Consider the following 19,701-nt stretch of genomic DNA (forward strand, 5'->3'; position numbering starts at 1 on the left):
CAGCCCCCCCCCCCCCCCCCCCCCCCCCCCCCCCCCCCCCCCCCCCCCCCCCCCCCCCCCCCCCCCCCCCCCCCCCCCCCCCCCCCCCCCCCCCCCCCGCCCCCTCCGTCACGACACTGACGCGTCGCGCCACCTCCCCCTGTGGGGGAGGAACATTCAATGTTACGCCACCAGCGTCTCGGCCTGGGTCAGGTCGACGCTGACCAGCTGCGAGACCCCGCGCTCCGGCATCGTCACCCCGTACAGGCGGTCCATCCGGCTCATGGTCACCGGGTTGTGGGTGATGGCGATGAAGCGGGTGTCCGTGCGGCGGCGCATTTCGTCGAGCATGCGGCAGTAGCGGTCGACGTTGGCGTCATCGAGCGGGGCGTCGACTTCGTCCAGCACGCAGACCGGGGCAGGGTTGGCGAGGAACACCGCGAAGATCAGGGCCGTGGCGGTCAGGGCCTGTTCTCCTCCGGACATCAGGCTCATCACCGACAGCCGCTTGCCGGGCGGGCAGGCGAAGATCTCGAGGCCGGCCTCCAGCGGATCGTCGCTCTCGACCAGTTTCAGCTCGGCCTGGCCGCCGCCGAACAGGGCCTCGAACAGGGTGCGGAAATTCTCGTTGATGATGTCGAAGGCGGCGATCAGGCGCTCGCGGCCCTCGGCGTTGAGTTCGTCGATGCCGTCGCGCAGGCGGGCGATGGCGCTGGTCAGGTCCGAGCGCTCGACCTTCATGGTCTGCAGGCGGTCGCCGTATTCGTTAGCCTCTTCCTCGGCCAGAAGGTTGACTGCGCCCAGCTGCTCGCGCTCGCGCTCGAGGCCGAACAGCAGACTCTCGGCGCCGGCGGCGTCCGGCGGGCGGGCGATGGCGTCGTCGCTCAGCTTCTGGCCCAGCTCCTCGGGCGACATCTGCGCCGTCTCGCGCAGCACGGCTTCGGCGTCCGTGAGGCGTTCGGCGGCCCCCTCGGCGCGGGCGGCCAGTCCGGCGCGGGTTTCGCGGGCGGATGAGGCGGCGGATTCAGCGGCGCGGGCGGCCCGGTCGGCTTCACCAGCCTGGCCCTCGGCCACGGACAGGGCGTCGGCGGCGGCCTTGCGGCGGGTCTCGGCGGTGGTCAGGGCGTCCAGCAGGGTCGAGCGCTGGGCCGCCAGTTGCTCCGGCGCGTCGGAGGCGGCCTTGAGCTTCGCGGCGGTGGTCGCGGCGTCCTTCTCCAGGGCGACGACGCGCGCCTTGGCGTCCTTCGCCCGGCCGGCCCAGCCGTCGCGCTCGCGGGCCAGCCCCTCGATGCGCGACTGACGGCCGGCGACCTCGCGGGCTTCGGCGTCGCGCTCGACGCGGGCGGTGGCGGCCGCGCCGCGAGCGGCGTCGGCGGCCGAGCGGGCGGCGGTCAGGTCGTTGCGCAGGGCTTCCAGCGTTTCGGATGGGGCCTCGGTCCCCTGGGCTTCGGCGAGGGCGGTCTGCGCCGCCTCGACCTCTGTCGCCAGTCGGGCGAGGGTTTCGTCCAGCGCCTGGGCGCGGGCTTCCTTGCGCGCCTGTTCGCGGCCGAGGGTTTCGACCCGGTCGCGCGCCGAGGTGACGGCCTTGTCGAGGGCGAACGGCGCCAGGCGGGCCGTCTTCACGGTCTCTTCCGACGCGCGGAAGGCCTCGGTCGCAGCCTTGAGCGCGGCCTGGGCCGCTTCCAGCGCCGGCTTGCCCTGATCGATCTCGGCTTCCAGCTCCGACAGGCGGGTGCGCTGCGCCAACCGGACGGCGGCCGGGCGCGGGGCCTCGGCGCGCTGGACGAAGCCGTCCCAGCGCCACAGGTCGCCGTCCTTCGTCACCAGGCGCGCGCCGACCGGAAGGCCCTTCGCCAGACTTGCGATCTCGCCCTTGTCGGCCACGCCGCACAGGGCCAGGCGCGCCTTCAGCTGGTCCGGCGCCGAGACATGGTCGGCCAGCGGCTCGACGCCCTTCGGCCAGGACGGGGCGGGGGCTTCGGCGCCCGCCCAGTGGGCTGCGGCCCGGGCGTCCAGCGCCGCGTCCAGATCGTCGCCCAGGGCGGCGGCCAGCGCCGCCTCATAGCCCTTGTCGGCCTGGACCTTGTCCAGCGCCGGCGGATGCTCGCGCTTGCCCTGCACCAGCAGCTGGGCGAGGCCGCGGGCCTCGGTCTGCAGACGGCCGAGGCGGTCCTCGGTCGTGCGGGCGGTCTGACGGGCTTCCTGCTCGGCGCGGGCGCGGTCGCCGCGATCCACTTCGGCTGTTTCCACAGCGGCGCGGGCTGCGGTCAGCTGGCCTTGCGCCTGCTCCAGCGCGGCCTTCGCGGCCTCGATCTCGGGCGTCTCCAACGGGCCCAACGCCTCGCGCTCGCGCTTCGCCGACGCCAGTTGGGCCTCGGCGCGTTCGACCCGGGCCTCGGCGTCGCGCTTGCGGGCGTTCTCGGCCGAAACGCGGGCCTCGACCGCGGCGACGGCGCCGGCGACGCGTTCGACCTCCGCGTCGGCGGCCTTGCGGGCGTCTTCGGCGGCGGCCAGGGCGGCGTCGAGTTCAGGACCGCGCGCCGGGGCGGCGGCGATCTCGGCCGTCAGGGTCTCGAAGGCGGCGGTCAGGCGGGCCAGCTCGCTCTCGGCGTCGCCGGCCATGCCGGTCTCGCGTTCGATATCGGTGGCGATGCGTTGGCCCTCGGCCTTCAGCCGGTCGACCTCGGCCCGTGCGGCCTGTTCGGCCATGTCGAGGCGGTCGCGCTCCAGCGAGGCGCGATGCAGCAGGGCGCCGGCGACGGCGTCCTCCTCACGGGCGGGCTTCAGCGCCTCCTGGGCGTTCAGAGAGGCGGTCTGGGCCCGGCCCGAGGCGGTCGTGGCCTCCAGCACCGCGCGGTCGGCCTCGGCCAGTTCGCGCGCCGCCGTCTCGGCCGCCACCTTCGCGTCGTTCCAGCGGACGAACACCAGCGCCGCCTGCAGGGCGCGGATCTCGGCGCTGATCTTCTTGTACTTCTCCGCCTGCCGCGCCTCGCGCTTCAGCCGGGTGAGAGTGGTCTCCAGCTCGCGGCCGATGTCGTCGAGGCGTTCGAGGTTGGTCTCGGCCGCCTTCAGGCGCAGCTCGGCCTCGTGGCGACGGGTGTGCAGACCCGCGACGCCGCCCGCTTCCTCGAGAATGCGGCGGCGGTTCTGCGGCTTGGCGGCGATCAGTTCGCTGATCTGGCCCTGGCGCACCAAGGCGGGCGAGTTGGCGCCGGTCGAGGCGTCGGCGAACAGCAGCTGGACGTCGCGGGCGCGGACCTCCTTGCCGTTGATGCGATAGGTCGAGCCCTGGCCCCGGTCGATGCGGCGCGACACCTCCAGCACGGGGCTGTCGGTGAAGGGCTGGGGCGCCTTCCGCTGGGCGTTGTCGATGGTCAGCTGGACTTCGGCGTGGCTGCGGGGCGGGCGGTTGGCGGCGCCGGCGAAGATGACGTCGTCCATGCCCTGGCCGCGCATGGCCTTGGCCGAGTTGGCGCCCATGACCCAGCGCAGGCTCTCCAGCACGTTCGACTTGCCGCAGCCGTTGGGGCCGACGATGCCGGTCAGGCCGGGTTCGATGTGGAACTCCGACGGGTCCACGAAGGACTTGAAACCGACGAGTCTGAGGCGCTGGAACTGCACCCGGTTCTGGTCCTCAGCGTGCCGCGGCGGCCGCCCGGACAGCGACCTCCAGCCCGCCCAGGCTGCTGTCGTTCACGCGGCGGCCGTTGACGAAGAAGCTCGGCGTGCCGTGCACGTCGGCGGCCTGTGCGCTGGCGATGTCGCGCTGGATGGCGGCGCGGGTCGCCTCGGTCGAGACGCAGGCATCGATCTGGGCCCGGGTGCGGCCGCTGGCGGCGATGGCCGGGGCGTACCAGGCGTCGAGGGTCCCGCCGCCGTGAACCGCCTGCTGGCCGTACATCAGGATGGAGGTCACCTCGAAGAATTTCTCCGGCGCGGCGCAGCGGGCCAGGGCCGCGCCCGACAGCGACATCTGCTCGGGCTGGGTCGGCAGGTTGCGGAACACGTACCGCACCTGACCGGTGTCGATCAGGCGCTGCTTGAACAGCGGATAGACGAAGCGGTGCCAGTCGGCGCAGTGGCTGCAGCCGAACGAGGCGTATTCGATCACTGTCACGGGCGCGTCGGCGCGACCGATCGAACGATCGGCCGCCGTCACCGGCGCGACCTGTTCGGTCGCGACGGCGGGCGCCGACGCCGCGGCGACGGGCGCCAGCATCGCCAGCGCCAGGATCAACAGGGATCGCCGCCGCGCCGTCACGTGAGCCTTACTTGGCCAGCGCGGCTTCGATGGCGCGCGAAAGGTCGGCCATCGAGGCGCCTTCGCCGCCCGGGCTGACGACTTCGACATCGTTGACGAAGAAGGCGGGCGTGCCGGTGACGCCGGCGCGGCGGGCGGCTTCGTCACGCTCGTCGCTGGCCTTCAGGTTGGCCGGATCCTTGATGCAGTCCTCGATCTGCTGGTTCGACAGACCGGCGCCGTTGCCGATGCGGAACAGGGTCGGACGCGGGTCGGCGCCCGGCGACAGCATTTCTTGCTGGTTGGCCATCAGTTCGTGGACGACCTGGAAATACTTGTCCTCGCCGGCGCAGCGGGCGATGGCGAAACCTGCCGAGGCGACGTTCGCCGGCGGGGTGCGCAGCTCGCGGAAGACGTAGCGGACCTTGTTGTTGTCGACATAGGCGGCCTTGAACGCCGGCCAGGTTTCTTCCTGCCAGGCGGCGCAGTGCGGGCAGGTGACCGAGGCGTATTCCACGACGGTGACCTTGGCGCCTTCCGGCGCGCCCATGGCCATGTCGCCGGCGGCCTTGCCGCCCGTTCCACCACCGCCGCAGGCGCTGAGGGTCGCAAGGGCTGCCATGGCGGCGGCGGTCATCGCCGCGCGGCGGCTCATGGCGGCGTATTTCGACTTGCTGGCGCTCATGGCGTCTTCCTCACTGGCACGGGATTCAGGAGCATCGCGCGATTCCCCGCAAAGTCGCGCGTTCAAGCTTTTCGAGAACAGAAGCGGCGAAGTTTTGTCAACGGCGCCGGTCGCCGCGGTCCCCAAGAACCGCGCGGCCCAGTTGCTCCAGCGGACCCTTCAGCGGGTCGGCCGCATCGTTGATCGAGGCCTTCAACTCGGCTTCGGCGTGGGCGGCCAGGGGCGGCGGCGCGACGGACCGGCGCGCGGTCGGGGTCGAGGCGTCGGGCAGGGGCTTCACCGGTCCCTGGGCGATGCGCAGCTTGTCGACACTGCCGGCGCCGAGGAACAGGTTCACCCGCTGCAGGATGTCTTCGGATTGGTGCTGAACCAGCAGGGCCGCCGGGCCCGCCACGCGCAGCTCCAGCGTTCCGCCGGCGCCGTCCCGCCCCCGGGTCAGCTTTTGCGGCCGCGTCACCCGGGCCAGCCGCTCGCCGACGATCTCGCGCCAGCGCGGCTCCAGCGCGCCTGCGCCCCGGCCCAGTTTGGCGTCCAGCTCCTTGATCAGACCCTGCAGCGCCCGCCCGGCCTTGGGCGCCGGCCGCGGGGCCGGGCGCGTGCGACGGCGCGACAGGATTTCGCGGACTTCGGCGTCGGTGGGCAGCGTGCGGCGCATTTCCGGTCTATAGCGCGATTGATGCCTTCCGTCCCCGCAGACGTCCCCGCAATCCGCTCCGCCCTGCTGGACTGGTACGACGCCCATGCGCGCGCCCTGGCGTGGCGGCATGGGCCGGGATCGACGGCGCGGCCGGATCCGTACCGGGTGTGGCTGTCAGAGGTGATGCTGCAGCAGACCACGACCCCGCACGCCACGCCCTATTTCCTCGCCTTCACCGCTCGATGGCCGACCGTGTCCGATCTGGCGGCGGCCGAGGATGCGGACGTCATGGCCGCCTGGGCCGGCCTCGGCTACTACGCCCGCGCCCGTAACCTGCTGGCCTGCGCGCGCGCCGTCGCTGGCGAGCATGAGGGCGTGTTCCCGGACACCGAGGCGGCCCTGCTGGCCCTGCCGGGCGTGGGCGCCTATACGGCCGCCGCCGTCGCTTCCATCGCCTTCGACCGGGCGGCCAACGTCGTCGACGGCAATGTCGAGCGGGTGATGGCCCGGCTGTGCGCGGTCGAGACGCCGCTTCCCGCCGCAAAGCCCGAACTGAAGTCGCTGGCCGCTTCCCTGGTCGGCGATCATCGCCCCGGCGACTGGGCCCAGGCGCTGATGGACCTCGGGGCCACGGTGTGCCGCCCCGGCAAACCCCTGTGCGAGGTCTGCCCGCTGACCGCCTGGTGCGCCGGTTTTCGCACGGGCGCGCCGGAACGCTATCCGCTGAAGACGAAGAAGGCCGACCGTCCGCGCCGGAGCGGCGTCGCCTGGGTGCTGCGCGACGATCTGGGCCGTGTCGCCCTGGTCCGCCGGCCGGACAAGGGGCTGCTGGGCGGCATGCTGGGCCTGCCGACGTCGGACTGGTCCGCTGCGCCGGACGCCGCGCCGCCGGTCGTCGCCGAATGGCGGGAGGCGGGCGCGATCGAGCACGTCTTCACCCACTTCGCCCTGACCCTGTCCGTCCAGGCGGCCGAGGGAGAAGGGGATTTCGTCTGGGTCGAGCCACAGGAGGCGCTGAAAGCCCTGCCGACCGTGTTCCGCAAGGCGCTGGAGCGCGGTCTGGCCTAGTTCCTTCCTCATCCGCTCATCCCCGCGAAGGCGGGGACCCAGTGTTTCGGGTGATTGGCGGTAGCCGTCATGGCCGAGACCGCTGTCCCGAAACGCCGGCGTTCCAACGAAAGTACTGGGTCCCCGCCTTCGCGGGGATGAGCGGTCAGGGGGGCGTCACGCCAGCGTCCGCACGGACACCGGCCCTTCGCGCCGGCGCGGCACCACGACCGTGTGCAGTCCCATCTGCTGGAAGCTGATGTCCACCGTCCCGTCGCCGACCTTCAGATTGGTGACGTTCAGGCGGTCGATGCCGGCGGGCAGCACCGGATCGTCGATCTCGACCACCCCACGCACGGCGTCGATGCTGACGCCCAGCGCGGCCTGCAGCATCAGGAACACCGAGCCCGCCGCCCAGGCCTGGGGCAGGCAGGCGACCGGATAGGCGATCGGCGGTTCGCCCGGCAGGCGCTCGAAGCCGCAGAACAGTTCGGGCAGGCGCAGGTGGAAATGGGCCGCCGCCGCATAGATTTCGCCCAGCAGCAACGACACCGCCCGGCGCTCGCCGTAGCGGGCCATCCCGGCGGCCGCCATCGCCGTGTCGTGCGGCCAGACCGAACCGTTGTGATAGCTCATCGGATTGAAGCGGACCTGGCCCGTCGCCAGGGTCCGCACGCCCCAGCCGGACCGAAACTCAGCCGACAGCAGGCGCTGGGTGACACGCCTGGCGCGGTCGGCGGACGGCAGGCCGGTGAACAGCAGGTGCCCGGCATTGGAACCGATCGACCGGCACTGCGCCCCGTCGCCGTCCAGGGCGATGGCATAGAAGCCCTCGTCCTCCATCCAGTAGCGGTCCTCGACCAGCGCGCGCACCCGTTCGGCCTGCTGGGCCCATTCGGTCTGGCGCTCGTCGCCCATCGTCTCCGCCAGGTCCGCCATCGCCTGCCAGGCGGCGTAGGCGTAGCCCTGCACCTCCAGCAGGGCGACCGGCCCCTTCGGGAAGTGGCCGTCGGTGTGGAAGATCGAGTCCTCGGAGTCCTTCCAGCCCTGGTTGGACAGGCCGGTGTCGGCGCCGCGTTGGTAGCTGATCAGACCGTCGCCGCGGATGTCGCCATAGTTCTTCATCCAGCCCACGGCCGCGATGAGGTTGGGCCAAAGCTTGCGGATCAGGTCGAAATCGCCGGTGCGTCGGGCGTAGGCGCCGGCCAGGGCCACGAACAGACAGGTGGTGTCGACCCCGCCGTAGTAGAGGCCGAACGGCACCTCGCCCAGGGCCGACATCTCGCCGCGCCGGGTCTCGTGCATGATCTTGCCGGGGGCTGAGTCCTGGAAGGCCGACACCTCGGTCGCCTGCCGTACCGCCAGATAGGTCAGCACGCCCTTGGCCAGCGACGGATCCAGCCACAGCATCTGCCAGGCGGTGATGATCCCGTCGCGCCCGAACGGCGTCGAGAACCACGGCACCCCGGCATACGGGTATGGCCCCGTCGGCAGGTCGGTGGTCAGCAGCGCCACGTCGGCGCGGCTCTGGTCCAGCCAGTCGTTGAAGCGCGGGCTGCGCGGGCCCCGCAGCGAGGCGCCGCGCCGCCGCCGTGTCCGCATCGCCACCCGCGCCGCCAGGGCGTGGAGCCGGAAGCGGGTCTCGTCCGGCGCGTCGCAGGCTTCGCTTCCGCACTCGACGAACAGGTCGATGCGCCGGCCCATGGGCAGGCTGAACATGAACTCGGCCCGGGTCCCGCTCAGGCGGGCCGGCGGCTCCGAGAAGGCCAGGCAGCTGGTCCGCACCAGGCCGTCCAGCCCGGTGTAGCGGAAGGTCACCCGCCGCCCGTCCTGGGTCGGCGGGTCGGACACGCCGCGCTGGACCCGCAGGGTGCCGCGCACCTGGAAGATGTCGGCGAAGTCTGCGGCGAAGTCGAAGGCCAGCGGCAGCAGCACGTCTTCGATGCCGTGGTTGGTCATCCGGACGCGCTCGAACATCCGCCGGTCGCGGACGAAGCGCCGCCGTTCGATGTGCAGAACCCCCGCCGGCGCCGAACGCCCGCCCATGGGCGGCAGCGGGCGGTTGGTGGAGTCGCATGTGAAGAAGACGTTGTCCTGGCTGACGCCCGAGCTCAGCCGCGACGGCCGCGCTCCGCCCGCGGTCAGCACCCAGCGGGACAGCAGGCGGGTGTCATGATCGAACAGCCCGTCCGCGCCGCCCTTCAGGTCGCCCCAGCCGTCAGCCACCAGAAAGGTGTCCGCGTCCTTGAGCGCCAGCAGCCGTTCCAGTCCGTCGGATTCCTGGGAATCCGCGGACGTGACCTGAACCGAATAGGCGTCGTCCATCGATCTCCTCGCGGGGGCGTCAGGAACGTCCCAAGCCTGTCACCCGAATGCGGACGCTTGATGGCCGCTGTGTACGGTAATGGGCGAACTCCCGGTGAGTTCAGGCCCGGAAGGCGAAAGTCCGGTCCTCATGGGCGCGCAGCGGAAGGATCACGTCGTCCATCGGCTCCTCCGCGAACGGTCGTCTGGCCAGCAGGTCGCCGTAGACGTCGAGATACCGGCGAGCCATCGCCGTGGCCGAGAAGCGCAGCTCGTATCGCGCCCGGATCGCCTCACGATCCAGCAGGTGGACCCGCCCTGCGGCCGCCACGGCCTGTTCGATCGTATCGACCAGATAGCCGGTCGCCCCGTCCTCGACGATCTCGGGTGACGAGCCGCAGCGGAAGGCGACCACGGGCGTGCCGCAGGCCATGGCCTCGATCATCACCAGGCCGAACGGCTCGGGCCAGTCGATCGGGAACAGCAGGGCCTCAGCCCCGCCGAGGAAGGCCGACTTCTGGTGGTCGCCGATCTCGCCGATGAACTCGACCAGCGGATTGTTCTCGACCATCGGGCGGATGACCGTCTCCCAATAGACCCTGTCCTGGGCGTCGACCTTGGCGGCCATCTTCAGCGGCTTGTTCAGCTTGGTGGCGATCTCGATGGCCCGGTCGGGCCGCTTCTCCGGCGAGATGCGGCCGAGGAAGGCGAGGTAGCCCTCGGACTTCGGCGAGAAGCGGTAAAGCTCCGCCGGCATGCCGTGATGCACGGTCGCCTTCCAGCTGGCGAAGGGCAGGGGTTTGCGCTGGTCGTCCGAGATCGACACCAGGCCGAACTCGGGCCAGCGCTCGTAGACGCCCGGCAGATCCTTCAGATCCAGCCGCCCGTGCAGGGTCGTCACCGTCTTGTCGGCGCAGGCCGAGAAGAACGGGAAGTGGATGATGTCGGTGTGGAAATGGATCACGTCGAAGTCGTCGGCACGTTTCAGCACCTCGGCCAGCATCGTCATATGCGCCGCCAGGTCCGACTTCAGCGGGGCCGGATCCAGCCGGATCGCCTGATCCCGCACCGGGATCAGCCGCGCCCGCGTCTCGGCGTCGGCGCTGGCGAAGAGGGTCACCTCGTGACCGAGATCGACCAGGGCGTCCGTGAGGTGCGCAACCACCCGCTCCGTGCCGCCATACAGTTTCGGCGGAACGGCTTCGTACAGCGGCGTGACTTGCGCGATCTTCATGACTCGGGACTCCCGGCGCGACATGCGGCGGGATGATGAACCGATCTCGCAAGTGCGAAGTTCCGGTAACGGAGGTTTTTTCCTGCAAACTTAGCCGTTTACAGAGTTACATCTGATCGCGCATTGGTTCGTGCCCGGCATGAGGGCGGTGCGCCAACTGTTTGAAGCGCTTGGGCCTGGTACGGCGCCGCTGACTCAGGTCAGGACTGGCTTCCGCGCCATCCCGAGAGCCATTTTCAATTGGGCGTCGAGAGTTCCGACCTGGCGCCGCAACTCCTCGACCTGCAGGGCGTGGAGGTCCAGACCGACCTTCGCCGCCGCTTCCACCAGCAGGGCTGTTTCATCGGGCCGGTAGTCTTCGCCACAGGGCTTGGGGCCCAGGGCGATGAAGCCGATCACCTCCAACCGCTGCATCATCGGCAGGATGAGTACGGCTCCCAGTCCGGCGGCCGTTTCGTCCTGGATCGGCTCGCGGTCCGCACGCAGACGCACCAGCGCCGGATCGTCCAGATCCAGTTTCGCGACGCCGCCCCTCAGCCCGCCTTCGTTCAACACGGCCCCGGTCGGCTCGATGCCGTACAGCGCTGTTTCCGCTCCGCCGGAAAAACGTCGGATCTCGGCGACGGCGGCGGTCCTCAGGGTCTCGGCCCGGCCCATGAAGGCGGAGTCCTTGAGGAAGCGGCGCAGCCGGGCTTCGTTTTCCCGCCACGAACGGAAGAACAGGGTCTCGATCGCGCCTTCCACCCAGTGCCGAATTCGTTCGAATACGAGGAACAGGATCAGGGCGATGCCGGCGCTGACCAGCAGGCTCGCCTCGCGCATGCCCGACGGGATGACCTGCTCGGCGCCCCATTCGAGGAAGAAGAAGGTGAACAGCAGGGTCGAAGACAGTACGCCGTAGACCAGGGTGCGGTTCACGGCGAAGCCCAGATCGACCACCCGGTGACGCAGGATGGCGTAGCCGAACAGGGCCGTACCGCCCACAAAAGCGACGTACCACGCGATCAGCAGCGGCGAGATGCTGGTGTAGTCATTCCCCGTGATGAGGATGCCCATGTCGAACACCCCCGACAGGAAGGTCGCTCCGATGGCGATCAGCATCATGCCGTAGCGCGATCGCGCCTCGGGCGGCGCCTCGCGCCACGCCAGCGCCAGCACGACCGCCGCGAGGGCGTAGCCGATGAAGACGGGCAGGGTGTAGGCGAGGAAGGCGTTGTCGCCGAACAGCCCTTCGCGCCCCGTGATCTCCGCGTGAAGCTGCCAGGCCAGCAGAGCGCCCTGGGCGGCGATGAGGGCCCAGAACGCCAGCCCCATGCCGATGGGATCGCGGCCCGACACCTCCTGCCGCAGAGCCCGGGCGCCGGCCAGAAACAGCAGCGGCGAGCCGTAGTAGATGACGGTCAGCACCACGTAGAACCATGCGTAGAGGTCACCCAGCGCCTGCCACAGCCGTGGCCACTGCCCCGTGATGGCGTAGGAGGCGTAGGCGAGACCGATCAGGACGACGGCGCGTCGCCCCTCGCTGCGGGCGATGACGAGACCGCCCATCACGCCGGCGAGCATCAGGATGATGCTGGATACCACATACTCGGGGATCGGCTGACCGAGCCTGGACTGTCCGGTTATCGTGATCCGACGCTCCCCCGTTGGCTCAAGCCGGAGGTAGGTCCGGGTATCGCCCGGAGCGAGCGCGCGTCTGAAGTCCAGGGGCCGCTCCACGGCGATCATGTCGCCGGCGCGAATTCCGGCCTTGTGTGCGGGACTGCCCGGCTGCACCGCCTCGATCCGGCAGTACGTCGTTCCTGCACAGGCGCCCGGGTTGAGGCCCACCCGGCTGAGCCCGGTCGGGAGACCCGAGGACTGCCACATCTGATGCCCGCCCTGGATCACGCACAGCGCGGTGAAGATCAGGGCCAGCCAGATCCAGACCGGGCGCAGCGGACGTTCGCCGGGGCCTGGCGCCGCGGGAGCATGGTCCGTCATGCCCGGGCCGCCCCGGCCATCAGGGCGCGCTGGACCTGCTGCTCCAGCAATTCGGCGCGCTGGCGCTGTTCGCGGCTCTCGGCCTCCAGCGCCTCGACGCGCAGGGCGTGAAGGTCCAGGCCGATCCGCAGGGCGGCTTCCGCCAGGGCCTCGATCTCGTCGGGACGGTAGAGTTCGCCGCCCGGCTTCGGCCCCAGGACGAAGAAGCCCGAAAGTTCGTTCCTGTGCAGGGTCGGCAGGGCCAGGGCGACGCCGAGGGGCAACTCGTCCTCCAGCGCCTCGCGGTCCGCGCGGAGGCGCACCAGCAGTTGCAGGTCCGGGTCGGGCGCTGTCGGAAGGCCCGGAACGATCCCGGCCGAGAGTTCGTAACCGGTCGTGGCCTGGCTGTAGAGCGCGACGTCTGCGCCGCCGGCGAAACGGCTGAACGCCGTGACCGTCGACTGCCGCAGGGCGTCGGGGCGGGTGACGAAGGCGGCCTGGCGCACGAACCGCCGAAGCTCCGCTTCATTGTCCCGCCAGCGCCGGAAGAAGACGGTTTCGACGCCCTTTTCGACCCAGTCGCGGATTTTGTGGAAGACTAGGAACAGGGCGAAGGCGATGCCGGCGCTGGCCAGCAGGCTGGCCTCGCGCATCTCGGCCGGGATGACCTGTTCCGCGCCCCATTCCGCGAAGAAGAAGGCGAACAGCAGGGCGGTCGAGAGGGCGCCGAAGACGAGCGTGCGGTTCACCGCGAAGCCCATGTCGACGACCTTGTGGCGCAGCGAGGCGTAGAGGAAGGCGGCGATGCCGCCCGCCATGAAGACATGGCTGGCCACCGCGAGAGGGTTGCCCAGCGAGAAGTCATTGCCCGTCAGGTTGATCAGGAGACCCACGCCGCTGCCGGCCATGAACAGCAGGGTGAGAGCGACAAACAGGAAGCCGAAGCGCGTGCGTTCAGCGCCGGTCGCCTCGCGCCAGCCAAGGCCCAGAACGACGAGAGCGATCAGGAAACCGGCCCACTGCGACAGGACGTTGACGAGAAAGCCGTCGCCGAGGAGCGGCAGGGTGGTGAAGGCGAGGCTCACCCAGCTCTGCACCACCAGCGTCGCAAGCTGGGCTCCGGCGTAGACCCAGAGCATGACGCGCCACGGAACGCCGACGGGCCGGCCGAAGGCTTCGCGCCGCATCATCAGGGCGAAGGCGATAAGCAGGACCGGGCTCGCGCTCATGATCACCGAGAACAGGAGGATGAGCGGGATCTGTAGCGCCGGGTGGTTCTCCCAGAGGAAGGTGTAGGTGCCGACGAGTCCCATGGCCCCCAGCGCGGCGCCCAGAACCACACCGGACAGCCGGGGGCTCCTGAGCGCGATCAGACCGCCCGCCAGGGCAAGAAGAATATTCGTCGCCCCCGACAATATCGTCTCTACCCGCAGACTGTTCGCCCGTGAGGGCGGTGCGACCAGCTGGACCTTGCGGACGCCCTCGTCCGCGCGGACGCTCACCTCAAAGCGTTCGCCAGGCGCGACGCGACCGCGGTAGGCATCGCTCGGACGATCGAACCGGACCCAGTCTCCGGTGCGAATGCCGGCCGCTTCGGCGGCGCCGTCCGGCGTGACCCCGTCAACCTGGATGTAGCCTTTGTCGACTGCGGCGCCGGCGCTTAGTCCCAGGGTGCTAAGCCCCTTGTCGAACGGCAGGCCGGTGAGGACGTACATGCCGTCGTGCACCACGGAGACCAGCATGATGATCAGGGCCAACGCCTTGAGCAGGCGCAGGCGTCCGCTGGTGACGGCGATCGGATGTGCGGCTTCCGACATCGAGGCGCTCCCCTGCGCGACATGACCGGTAACCGTGTTAGATCGGACGGGGCCGTCCGCCAATCGTCAAGCTTGTGGAATTTTACTGCATTCCGGCGCGGATTTCGGCGCGCAGGGCGTCGATGGAACGCAGACCCTGGTCCGACTTGAAGCGCCAGTAGGTCCAGCCGTTGCAGGCCGGGGCGTTCTCGAACAGGGCGCCAAGCTTGTGGATCGAGCCGCTCAGCGAACCGGCCACCAGCGAACCGTCGGCCCGCACGCGGGCTTCACGCTCGCCTTTGGGGCAGTACAGGCGGTCGCCCGGCTGCAGCAGGCCGGCCTCGACCAGGGCGCCGAACGGCACCTTGGGCTCGGCGCGCTTGGAGCCGGTGACGATCAGATCTTCGGGCGCGGCCGGGATCACCGCCTTGATGCGCTTCTCGGCGACCTTGGCGTAGGTCTCGTCGCGCTCGATGCCGATGAAATGGCGGCCCAGCCGCTTGGCCGCCGCGCCGGTGGTGCCGGTGCCGAAGAAGGGGTCCAGCACCACGTCGCCCGGCCGCGTGGCCGACAGCAGCACGCGGTGCAGCAGGGCCTCGGGCTTCTGGGTCGGATGGGCCTTCTTGCCGTCGGCGTCTTTGATCCGCTCGTCGCCAGTGCACAGCGCCAGGGTCCAGTCGGACCGCATCTGCGTGTCCTCGTTGAAGGCCTTCAGGGCGTCGTAGTTGAAGGTGTAACGCTTCTGGTCGCGGCTGCGGGCGGCCCAGATCAGGGTCTCGTGCGCATTGGTGAAGCGCGTGCCCTTGAAGTTCGGCATCGGGTTCGACTTGCGCCAGATGATGTCGTTCAGCACCCAGAAGCCCAGGTCCTGGATCGCCGTGCCGAGGCGGAAGACATTGTGATAGCTGCCGATCACCCAGATCGAGCCTTCCGGCTTCAGCACGCGCCGGCACTCGGCCAGCCAGGCGCGGGTGAACGCGTCATAGGTCGCGAAGCTGTCGAACTTGTCCCAATCGTCGTCGACCGCGTCGACCACGCTGTTGTCCGGGCGCAGCAGATCGCCGCCCAGCTGCAGGTTATAGGGCGGGTCGGCGAAGACCATGTCGACGGACGCCGTGGGCAGGCCCTTCAGCACCTCGATGCAGTCGCCCCTCAGAACGACGTCGGTCTTCAACTCGGACATGATACGCGATCCCGCTCAGCTTGAAGGGGGATTGGTGAATCATTGCGGTTAAGGCCGCGTTAGCTGCGTTGCCGATTGCGCGGTCGTGTCCTGGGTCAGGTATCGGTCGTAGGCGGTGGTCGGGATGGACTTCATGGAGGCCAACTGCGCCTCCAGCGGTCTCTGGCTCTCGCCGATCCCCCCGCGACCGGGCCGGTCGATGTCCATGATCAGCATCAGCGCCATGGTCAGCAGCACCAGCAACCAGACGCCCGACCACTGTCCGCGTCGGCCGATGAGCACATATCCCATCACCCCCGCCGTCACGATCATATACAGCGCCAACACCAGGAAGACCTCGGCCGGCACCCGCACGATCCGCGCCACCTTCCGTGAGGTGTCGAGGTCGATCAGCGAATTCATCGACTCCAGATATGAGCTGGAGAAATCCATGCCCTTGATGGTTTGGAAGGCCGAGGCCGTCGCGGCCCACAGCTCGGTGATCAGGCGATCGTTTTCCTCCACCCGCCGGCGAGCGTCGTCATTGGGATGGTGGATCTTCGAGATGGCGACCCGATTGTCGGTGTAGGCGACCAGCAGGCCGCTGATGCGCGCGCGATGAGGCTCTTCCAGCAGTTGGGTGCGCAGATAGGTGGTGCCGATCGCATTGGCCTCTTCGAGCACCAGGGAGCGACGGGCGTCATACCGGTCGACGGCCATGGAGAAGGTGAAGCCCATCAGCAGGGCCAGCAGACCGAGAACCCCGGAGACGATGTAGCCCTCATAGGTGTCGTCGTAGGCCTCTCCCCTGGCCTCATCCCGCCTTGTGTCTCGCCGGCGTAGCCGCAAGCCGCCATACGCCGCGAGAAGGCACAGAAACAGGATCACCACGCCCGAAAGCCAGATGGGCCAGGTGTTCAGCGAATTCATCAACGGCGCCGTCATCGAAAACTCCTGCCGACAGAGGGGCAAGCTGGACCTCGCGTCAGTCCGTGTTCATCCGGGAAAACCCTGAGGGGCGAACCCATGGTCCCGCACAGCCTTGCCGTGCGCCCGGAGCCGGAACCGTCACAGGCGCTCACGTTTTGTTACGCGCTCGACCTCGCCTTCCCGGACCCGTCGGGGTAAGCGGGGCCTTGCACCGCGGGCGGAGCGAATCCGCCGCGACGGACCAAGGCTCAGGGACCTGGCGATGACTCAGTGGGTGTACGGTTTCGGCGGCGGCTCAGCCGACGGCGACGCGTCGATGAAGAACCTGCTCGGCGGCAAGGGCGCGAACCTGGCCGAGATGTCCTCGCTGGGGCTGCCGGTCCCGCCGGGCTTCACCATCACCACCGAGGCCTGCGTCCACTACTACGCCAACGGGCAGGCCTATCCGGCCGAGCTCGCCGCCCAGGTCGCCGCCGGCCTCGCGAAGGTCGAGGGCATCGTCGGCAAGACCTTCGGCGACGCCGCCAATCCGCTGCTGGTCTCGGTCCGCTCGGGCGCCCGCGCCTCCATGCCGGGTATGATGGACACCGTCCTGAACCTCGGCCTCAACGATGAGACGGTCGAGGGCCTGGCCGCCCTGTCGGGCGACCGCCGGTTCGCCTTCGACAGCTATCGCCGCTTCATCACCATGTACTCGAACGTCGTGCTGGGCCTCAGCCATGACGATTTCGAGGAGGTGCTGGACGACCACAAGGACCGCCTCGGCGTCACCGTCGACACCGATCTGACGGCCAAGGACTGGGAGAAGGTCGTCGCCGACTACAAGGCGGTGGTGGAGCGCAACCTCGGTCATGCCTTCCCGCAGGACCCGCACGACCAGCTGTGGGGCGCCGTCGGCGCCGTCTTCGCCAGCTGGATGAACGACCGGGCCAAATTCTATCGCCGCATGCACGACATTCCCGAGAGCTGGGGCACGGCCGTGAACATCCAGTCGATGGTGTTCGGCAACATGGGCGAGACCTCGGCCACCGGCGTCGCCTTCACCCGCAATCCGTCGACGGGCGAAGCGAAGCTGTACGGCGAGTTCCTGATCAACGCCCAGGGCGAGGACGTCGTCGCCGGCATTCGCACGCCGCAATCGCTGACCAGGGCGGGCCGCGAGGAGATGGGCGAGCACGCGCCCTCGATGGAAGAGGCCATGCCGGTGGTGTTCGGCGAATTCGTCGAGGTCGTCGGCCGGCTGGAGAGCCACTACCGCGACATGCAGGACATCGAGTTCACGGTCGAACAGGGCCGGCTCTGGATGCTGCAGACCCGCAACGGCAAGCGCACAGCCAAGTCGGCGCTGAAGATCGCCGTCGATCTGGCCAGCGAAGGCGTCATCTCCCAGGAGGAGGCCGTCAGCCGGGTCGAGCCCGCCGCCCTCGACCAGCTCCTGCATCCAACCCTCGACCCGAACGCAGCGCGCACCGTCGTGGCCGCCGGCTTGCCCGCCTCGCCGGGCGCCGCCACCGGCAGGATCGTCTTCGACGCCGACGAGGCTGAGCGCCTGGCCCAGATGGGCGACGCGGTCATCCTGGTGCGCGAGGAGACTTCGCCAGAAGACATCCACGGCATGCACGCAGCGCGCGGCATCGTCACCGCCCGCGGTGGCATGACCAGCCATGCTGCGGTCGTCGCCCGCGGCATGGGGCGTCCCTGCGTCTGCGGCATCAACGAGCTGTCGATCGACGACCGTAGCCAGACCTTCACCGCCCGCGGCCGCACCTTCCGCGCCGGCGAGTTGATCACCATCGACGGTTCGAAGGGCGAGGTGCTGGACGGCGCCGTGCCGATGATCGAGCCCGAACTGACCGGCGACTTCCAGACCCTGATGGCCTGGGCCGACGGCGTGCGCCGCCTCAGGGTCCGCGCCAACGCCGAGACGCCGCTGGACGCCAGGACCGCCCGCGGCTTCGGCGCCGAGGGCATCGGCCTGTGCCGCACCGAGCATATGTTCTTCGACGACACCCGGATCGCCGCCGTGCGCGAGATGATCCTCGCGGATGACGAGGCCGGCCGCCGTCTGGCCCTGGCCAAGATCGCGCCGTTCCAGAAGGCGGACTTCGTCGAGCTGTTCACGATCATGACCGGCCTGCCGGTGACGGTCCGCCTGCTCGATCCGCCGCTGCACGAGTTCATTCCGCACACCGAAGCCGAGATGGACGCGCTGGCCGCCGCCTCCGGCATCGACGCCGCCAAGCTGAAGCGTCGGGCGAAGGAACTGCACGAGACCAACCCGATGCTCGGTCACCGCGGCTGCCGCCTCGGCGTCGCCTATCCCGAGATCTACGAAATGCAGGTCCGCGCGGTCCTCGAGGCCGCCATCGAGGTCAAGCAGGCGTCCGGCCTCGCCCCGATCCCGGAGATCATGCACCCGCTCGTCGCCCTCGGCCTCGAGATGAAATACCTGCGCGAGCTGACCGACCGCACGGCCCAGGCCGTCTTCGCCGACACCGGCGACACGGTCGAATACCTGGTCGGCACCATGATCGAACTGCCGCGCGCCGCGCTGCGGGCAGGGGACCTGGCCGAGCACGCCCAGTTCTTCAGCTTCGGCACCAACGACCTGACCCAGACCACCTTCGGCATCAGCCGCGACGACTCCGGCCGCTTCCTGCAGGCCTATATGGACAAGGGCATCTTCGAGACCGATCCGTTCGTTCGCCTCGATCAGGCCGGCGTCGGCGACCTGATCCGCATCGCCGCCGAGCGCGGCGGGGCCGTTCGCGCCGACATCAAGATGGGCATCTGCGGCGAACATGGCGGCGACCCGTCCTCGATCGCCTTCTGCGAAGAGGTCGGCCTCGACTACGTCAGCTGTTCGCCCTACCGCGTGCCGATCGCGCGTCTGGCGGCGGCCCAGGCGGCCCTGCACGCCCGCGCCGGGACGGAACGGGAAAAAGACCGCTAGTCATCTGGCGTTCATTTCAAGAACACGATGCGGCCAAGGTTCGCGTAGCGGTGTATGTGTCGCTCTGCCCACAGGTTGAACCAAGTTCAGCATGTGGCTCTGGAACGGCTTTGTCCCGAGACCATTTGTAGACCCGCTGGATGGGGCTGGTGACCACAGAAGTCACCACATCCAAATGGGATACAGAAACTATGCGTAACGTCCTTTTTGCTACCGCTGCTCTTACTTTGATTGCTGCGCCTGCCATCGCCCAGAGTGTTTCCAATCCTCAGTGGAACGGATCGCTCGGCTATACTCATCTGGATGGTGATGACGGCAGCCTGGGCGCCGTGACCGGCCGTATCGGCGCGAAATTCACGCCTTATCTGGGCGTCGAGGGTGAAGCCTCCATCGGCGTCAAGGATGAGGACATCACCATCGCCGGTGTCGACGGTAAGCTGGAGCACGACTACGACGCCGCCCTCTATGGCGTCGCCAGCGTGCCGGTCAGCGACAACGTCGAACTGTTCGGCCGCCTCGGCTACGGCACGACCTCGATCAAGGCCGACGTGGCCGGCGCGACCGCCAGCACCGATGGTGAAAGCATCAACTACGGCGCCGGCGCCAACTGGTACCTCGACGGCAAGAACGGCCTGCGCGCCGACTGGACCCGTCGCGACTTCCAGGACGACGGCGGCGAGATCGACACCTACGGACTGAGCTACGTCCGTCGCTTCTGATCGGAAAGGGCCCGCCGCGAGGCGGGCCCTCTACCGGTGCGGGAATAAACGTG

Annotated in this window: 13 protein-coding genes; 3 read left to right on the plus strand and 10 right to left on the minus strand. The window is 69.4% G+C overall.

The window, feature by feature from the left end:
* Window positions 1-162: 162 nt before the first annotated feature.
* From smc to GGR12_RS06035, 4 genes are all read right to left on the minus strand, one after another.
* Entirely contained in the window at window positions 163-3,600 is a 3,438-nt protein-coding gene (gene smc, locus GGR12_RS06020) for a chromosome segregation protein SMC (protein WP_183203437.1), read from the minus strand.
* Between the two features lie 13 nt (window positions 3,601-3,613).
* Window positions 3,614-4,216: a DsbA family protein gene (locus GGR12_RS06025; RefSeq protein ID WP_246328740.1), complete on the minus strand. Its 603-nt coding sequence runs from the start codon at window positions 4,214-4,216 to the stop codon at window positions 3,614-3,616.
* Between the two features lie 31 nt (window positions 4,217-4,247).
* Window positions 4,248-4,904, minus strand: coding sequence for a thioredoxin domain-containing protein (locus tag GGR12_RS06030; protein WP_183203438.1), 657 nt, complete (start codon window positions 4,902-4,904; stop codon window positions 4,248-4,250).
* Window positions 4,905-5,001: 97 nt separating this feature from the next.
* The gene (locus tag GGR12_RS06035) at window positions 5,002-5,559 is read right to left on the minus strand and encodes a DUF721 domain-containing protein (protein ID WP_183203439.1); all 558 of its coding nucleotides are present in this window, start codon (window positions 5,557-5,559) and stop codon (window positions 5,002-5,004) included.
* A gap of 21 nt (window positions 5,560-5,580) precedes the next feature.
* On the opposite strand from GGR12_RS06035, the gene GGR12_RS06040 reads away from it, so the two are divergent.
* Window positions 5,581-6,609 (plus strand): A/G-specific adenine glycosylase, encoded by a 1,029-nt coding sequence (locus GGR12_RS06040; protein WP_183203440.1) that lies wholly within the window; start codon window positions 5,581-5,583, stop codon window positions 6,607-6,609.
* 156 nt (window positions 6,610-6,765) lie between these two features.
* Here the strand turns inward: GGR12_RS06040 and GGR12_RS06045 are convergent, their stop codons facing one another.
* The 6 genes from GGR12_RS06045 to GGR12_RS06070 all read right to left on the minus strand — a co-directional run bounded on the left by GGR12_RS06045 (window position 6,766) and on the right by GGR12_RS06070 (window position 15,991).
* Entirely contained in the window at window positions 6,766-8,913 is a 2,148-nt protein-coding gene (locus tag GGR12_RS06045) for an amylo-alpha-1,6-glucosidase (RefSeq protein WP_183203441.1), read from the minus strand.
* 100 nt (window positions 8,914-9,013) lie between these two features.
* The gene (locus GGR12_RS06050) at window positions 9,014-10,126 is read right to left on the minus strand and encodes a glycosyltransferase family 4 protein (protein ID WP_183203442.1); all 1,113 of its coding nucleotides are present in this window, start codon (window positions 10,124-10,126) and stop codon (window positions 9,014-9,016) included.
* A 195-nt stretch (window positions 10,127-10,321) separates the two neighbouring features.
* On the minus strand, window positions 10,322-12,109 hold the full coding sequence (locus tag GGR12_RS06055; protein ID WP_183203443.1) for a PDZ domain-containing protein: 1,788 nt from the start codon (window positions 12,107-12,109) through the stop codon (window positions 10,322-10,324).
* Window positions 12,106-13,905 (minus strand): hypothetical protein, encoded by a 1,800-nt coding sequence (locus GGR12_RS06060; RefSeq protein ID WP_183203444.1) that lies wholly within the window; start codon window positions 13,903-13,905, stop codon window positions 12,106-12,108. Before GGR12_RS06060 ends, GGR12_RS06055 begins: the two co-directional genes overlap by 4 nt.
* 82 nt (window positions 13,906-13,987) lie before the next feature.
* Window positions 13,988-15,067 carry a site-specific DNA-methyltransferase gene (locus GGR12_RS06065; RefSeq protein ID WP_183203445.1) on the minus strand — a complete coding sequence of 360 codons (1,080 nt, stop codon included), beginning with the start codon at window positions 15,065-15,067 and terminating at the stop codon, window positions 13,988-13,990.
* A 48-nt stretch (window positions 15,068-15,115) separates the two neighbouring features.
* Window positions 15,116-15,991: a bestrophin-like domain gene (locus GGR12_RS06070; protein ID WP_183203446.1), complete on the minus strand. Its 876-nt coding sequence runs from the start codon at window positions 15,989-15,991 to the stop codon at window positions 15,116-15,118.
* Window positions 15,992-16,238: 247 nt separating this feature from the next.
* Between GGR12_RS06070 and ppdK the strand changes: the two genes are divergently transcribed.
* Together ppdK and GGR12_RS06080 are read left to right on the plus strand one after the other, a co-directional pair.
* Complete coding sequence (ppdK, locus tag GGR12_RS06075; protein ID WP_183203447.1) at window positions 16,239-18,929, plus strand: pyruvate, phosphate dikinase; 2,691 nt, start codon at window positions 16,239-16,241, stop codon at window positions 18,927-18,929.
* Between the two features lie 191 nt (window positions 18,930-19,120).
* Complete coding sequence (locus tag GGR12_RS06080; protein ID WP_183203800.1) at window positions 19,121-19,648, plus strand: porin family protein; 528 nt, start codon at window positions 19,121-19,123, stop codon at window positions 19,646-19,648.
* Window positions 19,649-19,701: the final 53 nt, after the last annotated feature.

It is taken from the genome of Brevundimonas lenta, assembly GCF_014196335.1.
Lineage (GTDB): Bacteria > Pseudomonadota > Alphaproteobacteria > Caulobacterales > Caulobacteraceae > Brevundimonas > Brevundimonas lenta.

Coding starts and splice junctions, on each gene's coding strand:
- GGR12_RS06065 (WP_183203445.1), bottom strand. CDS start 15,067: ATGTCCGAGTTGAAGACCGACGTCGTTCTGAGGGGCGACTGCATCGAG.
- GGR12_RS06080 (WP_183203800.1), top strand. CDS start 19,121: ATGCGTAACGTCCTTTTTGCTACCGCTGCTCTTACTTTGATTGCTGCG.
- GGR12_RS06030 (WP_183203438.1), bottom strand. CDS start 4,904: ATGAGCGCCAGCAAGTCGAAATACGCCGCCATGAGCCGCCGCGCGGCG.
- GGR12_RS06035 (WP_183203439.1), bottom strand. CDS start 5,559: ATGCGCCGCACGCTGCCCACCGACGCCGAAGTCCGCGAAATCCTGTCG.
- GGR12_RS06055 (WP_183203443.1), bottom strand. CDS start 12,109: ATGACGGACCATGCTCCCGCGGCGCCAGGCCCCGGCGAACGTCCGCTG.
- GGR12_RS06050 (WP_183203442.1), bottom strand. CDS start 10,126: ATGAAGATCGCGCAAGTCACGCCGCTGTACGAAGCCGTTCCGCCGAAA.
- GGR12_RS06040 (WP_183203440.1), top strand. CDS start 5,581: ATGCCTTCCGTCCCCGCAGACGTCCCCGCAATCCGCTCCGCCCTGCTG.
- GGR12_RS06060 (WP_183203444.1), bottom strand. CDS start 13,905: ATGTCGGAAGCCGCACATCCGATCGCCGTCACCAGCGGACGCCTGCGC.
- ppdK (WP_183203447.1), top strand. CDS start 16,239: ATGACTCAGTGGGTGTACGGTTTCGGCGGCGGCTCAGCCGACGGCGAC.
- GGR12_RS06045 (WP_183203441.1), bottom strand. CDS start 8,913: ATGGACGACGCCTATTCGGTTCAGGTCACGTCCGCGGATTCCCAGGAA.
- GGR12_RS06070 (WP_183203446.1), bottom strand. CDS start 15,991: ATGACGGCGCCGTTGATGAATTCGCTGAACACCTGGCCCATCTGGCTT.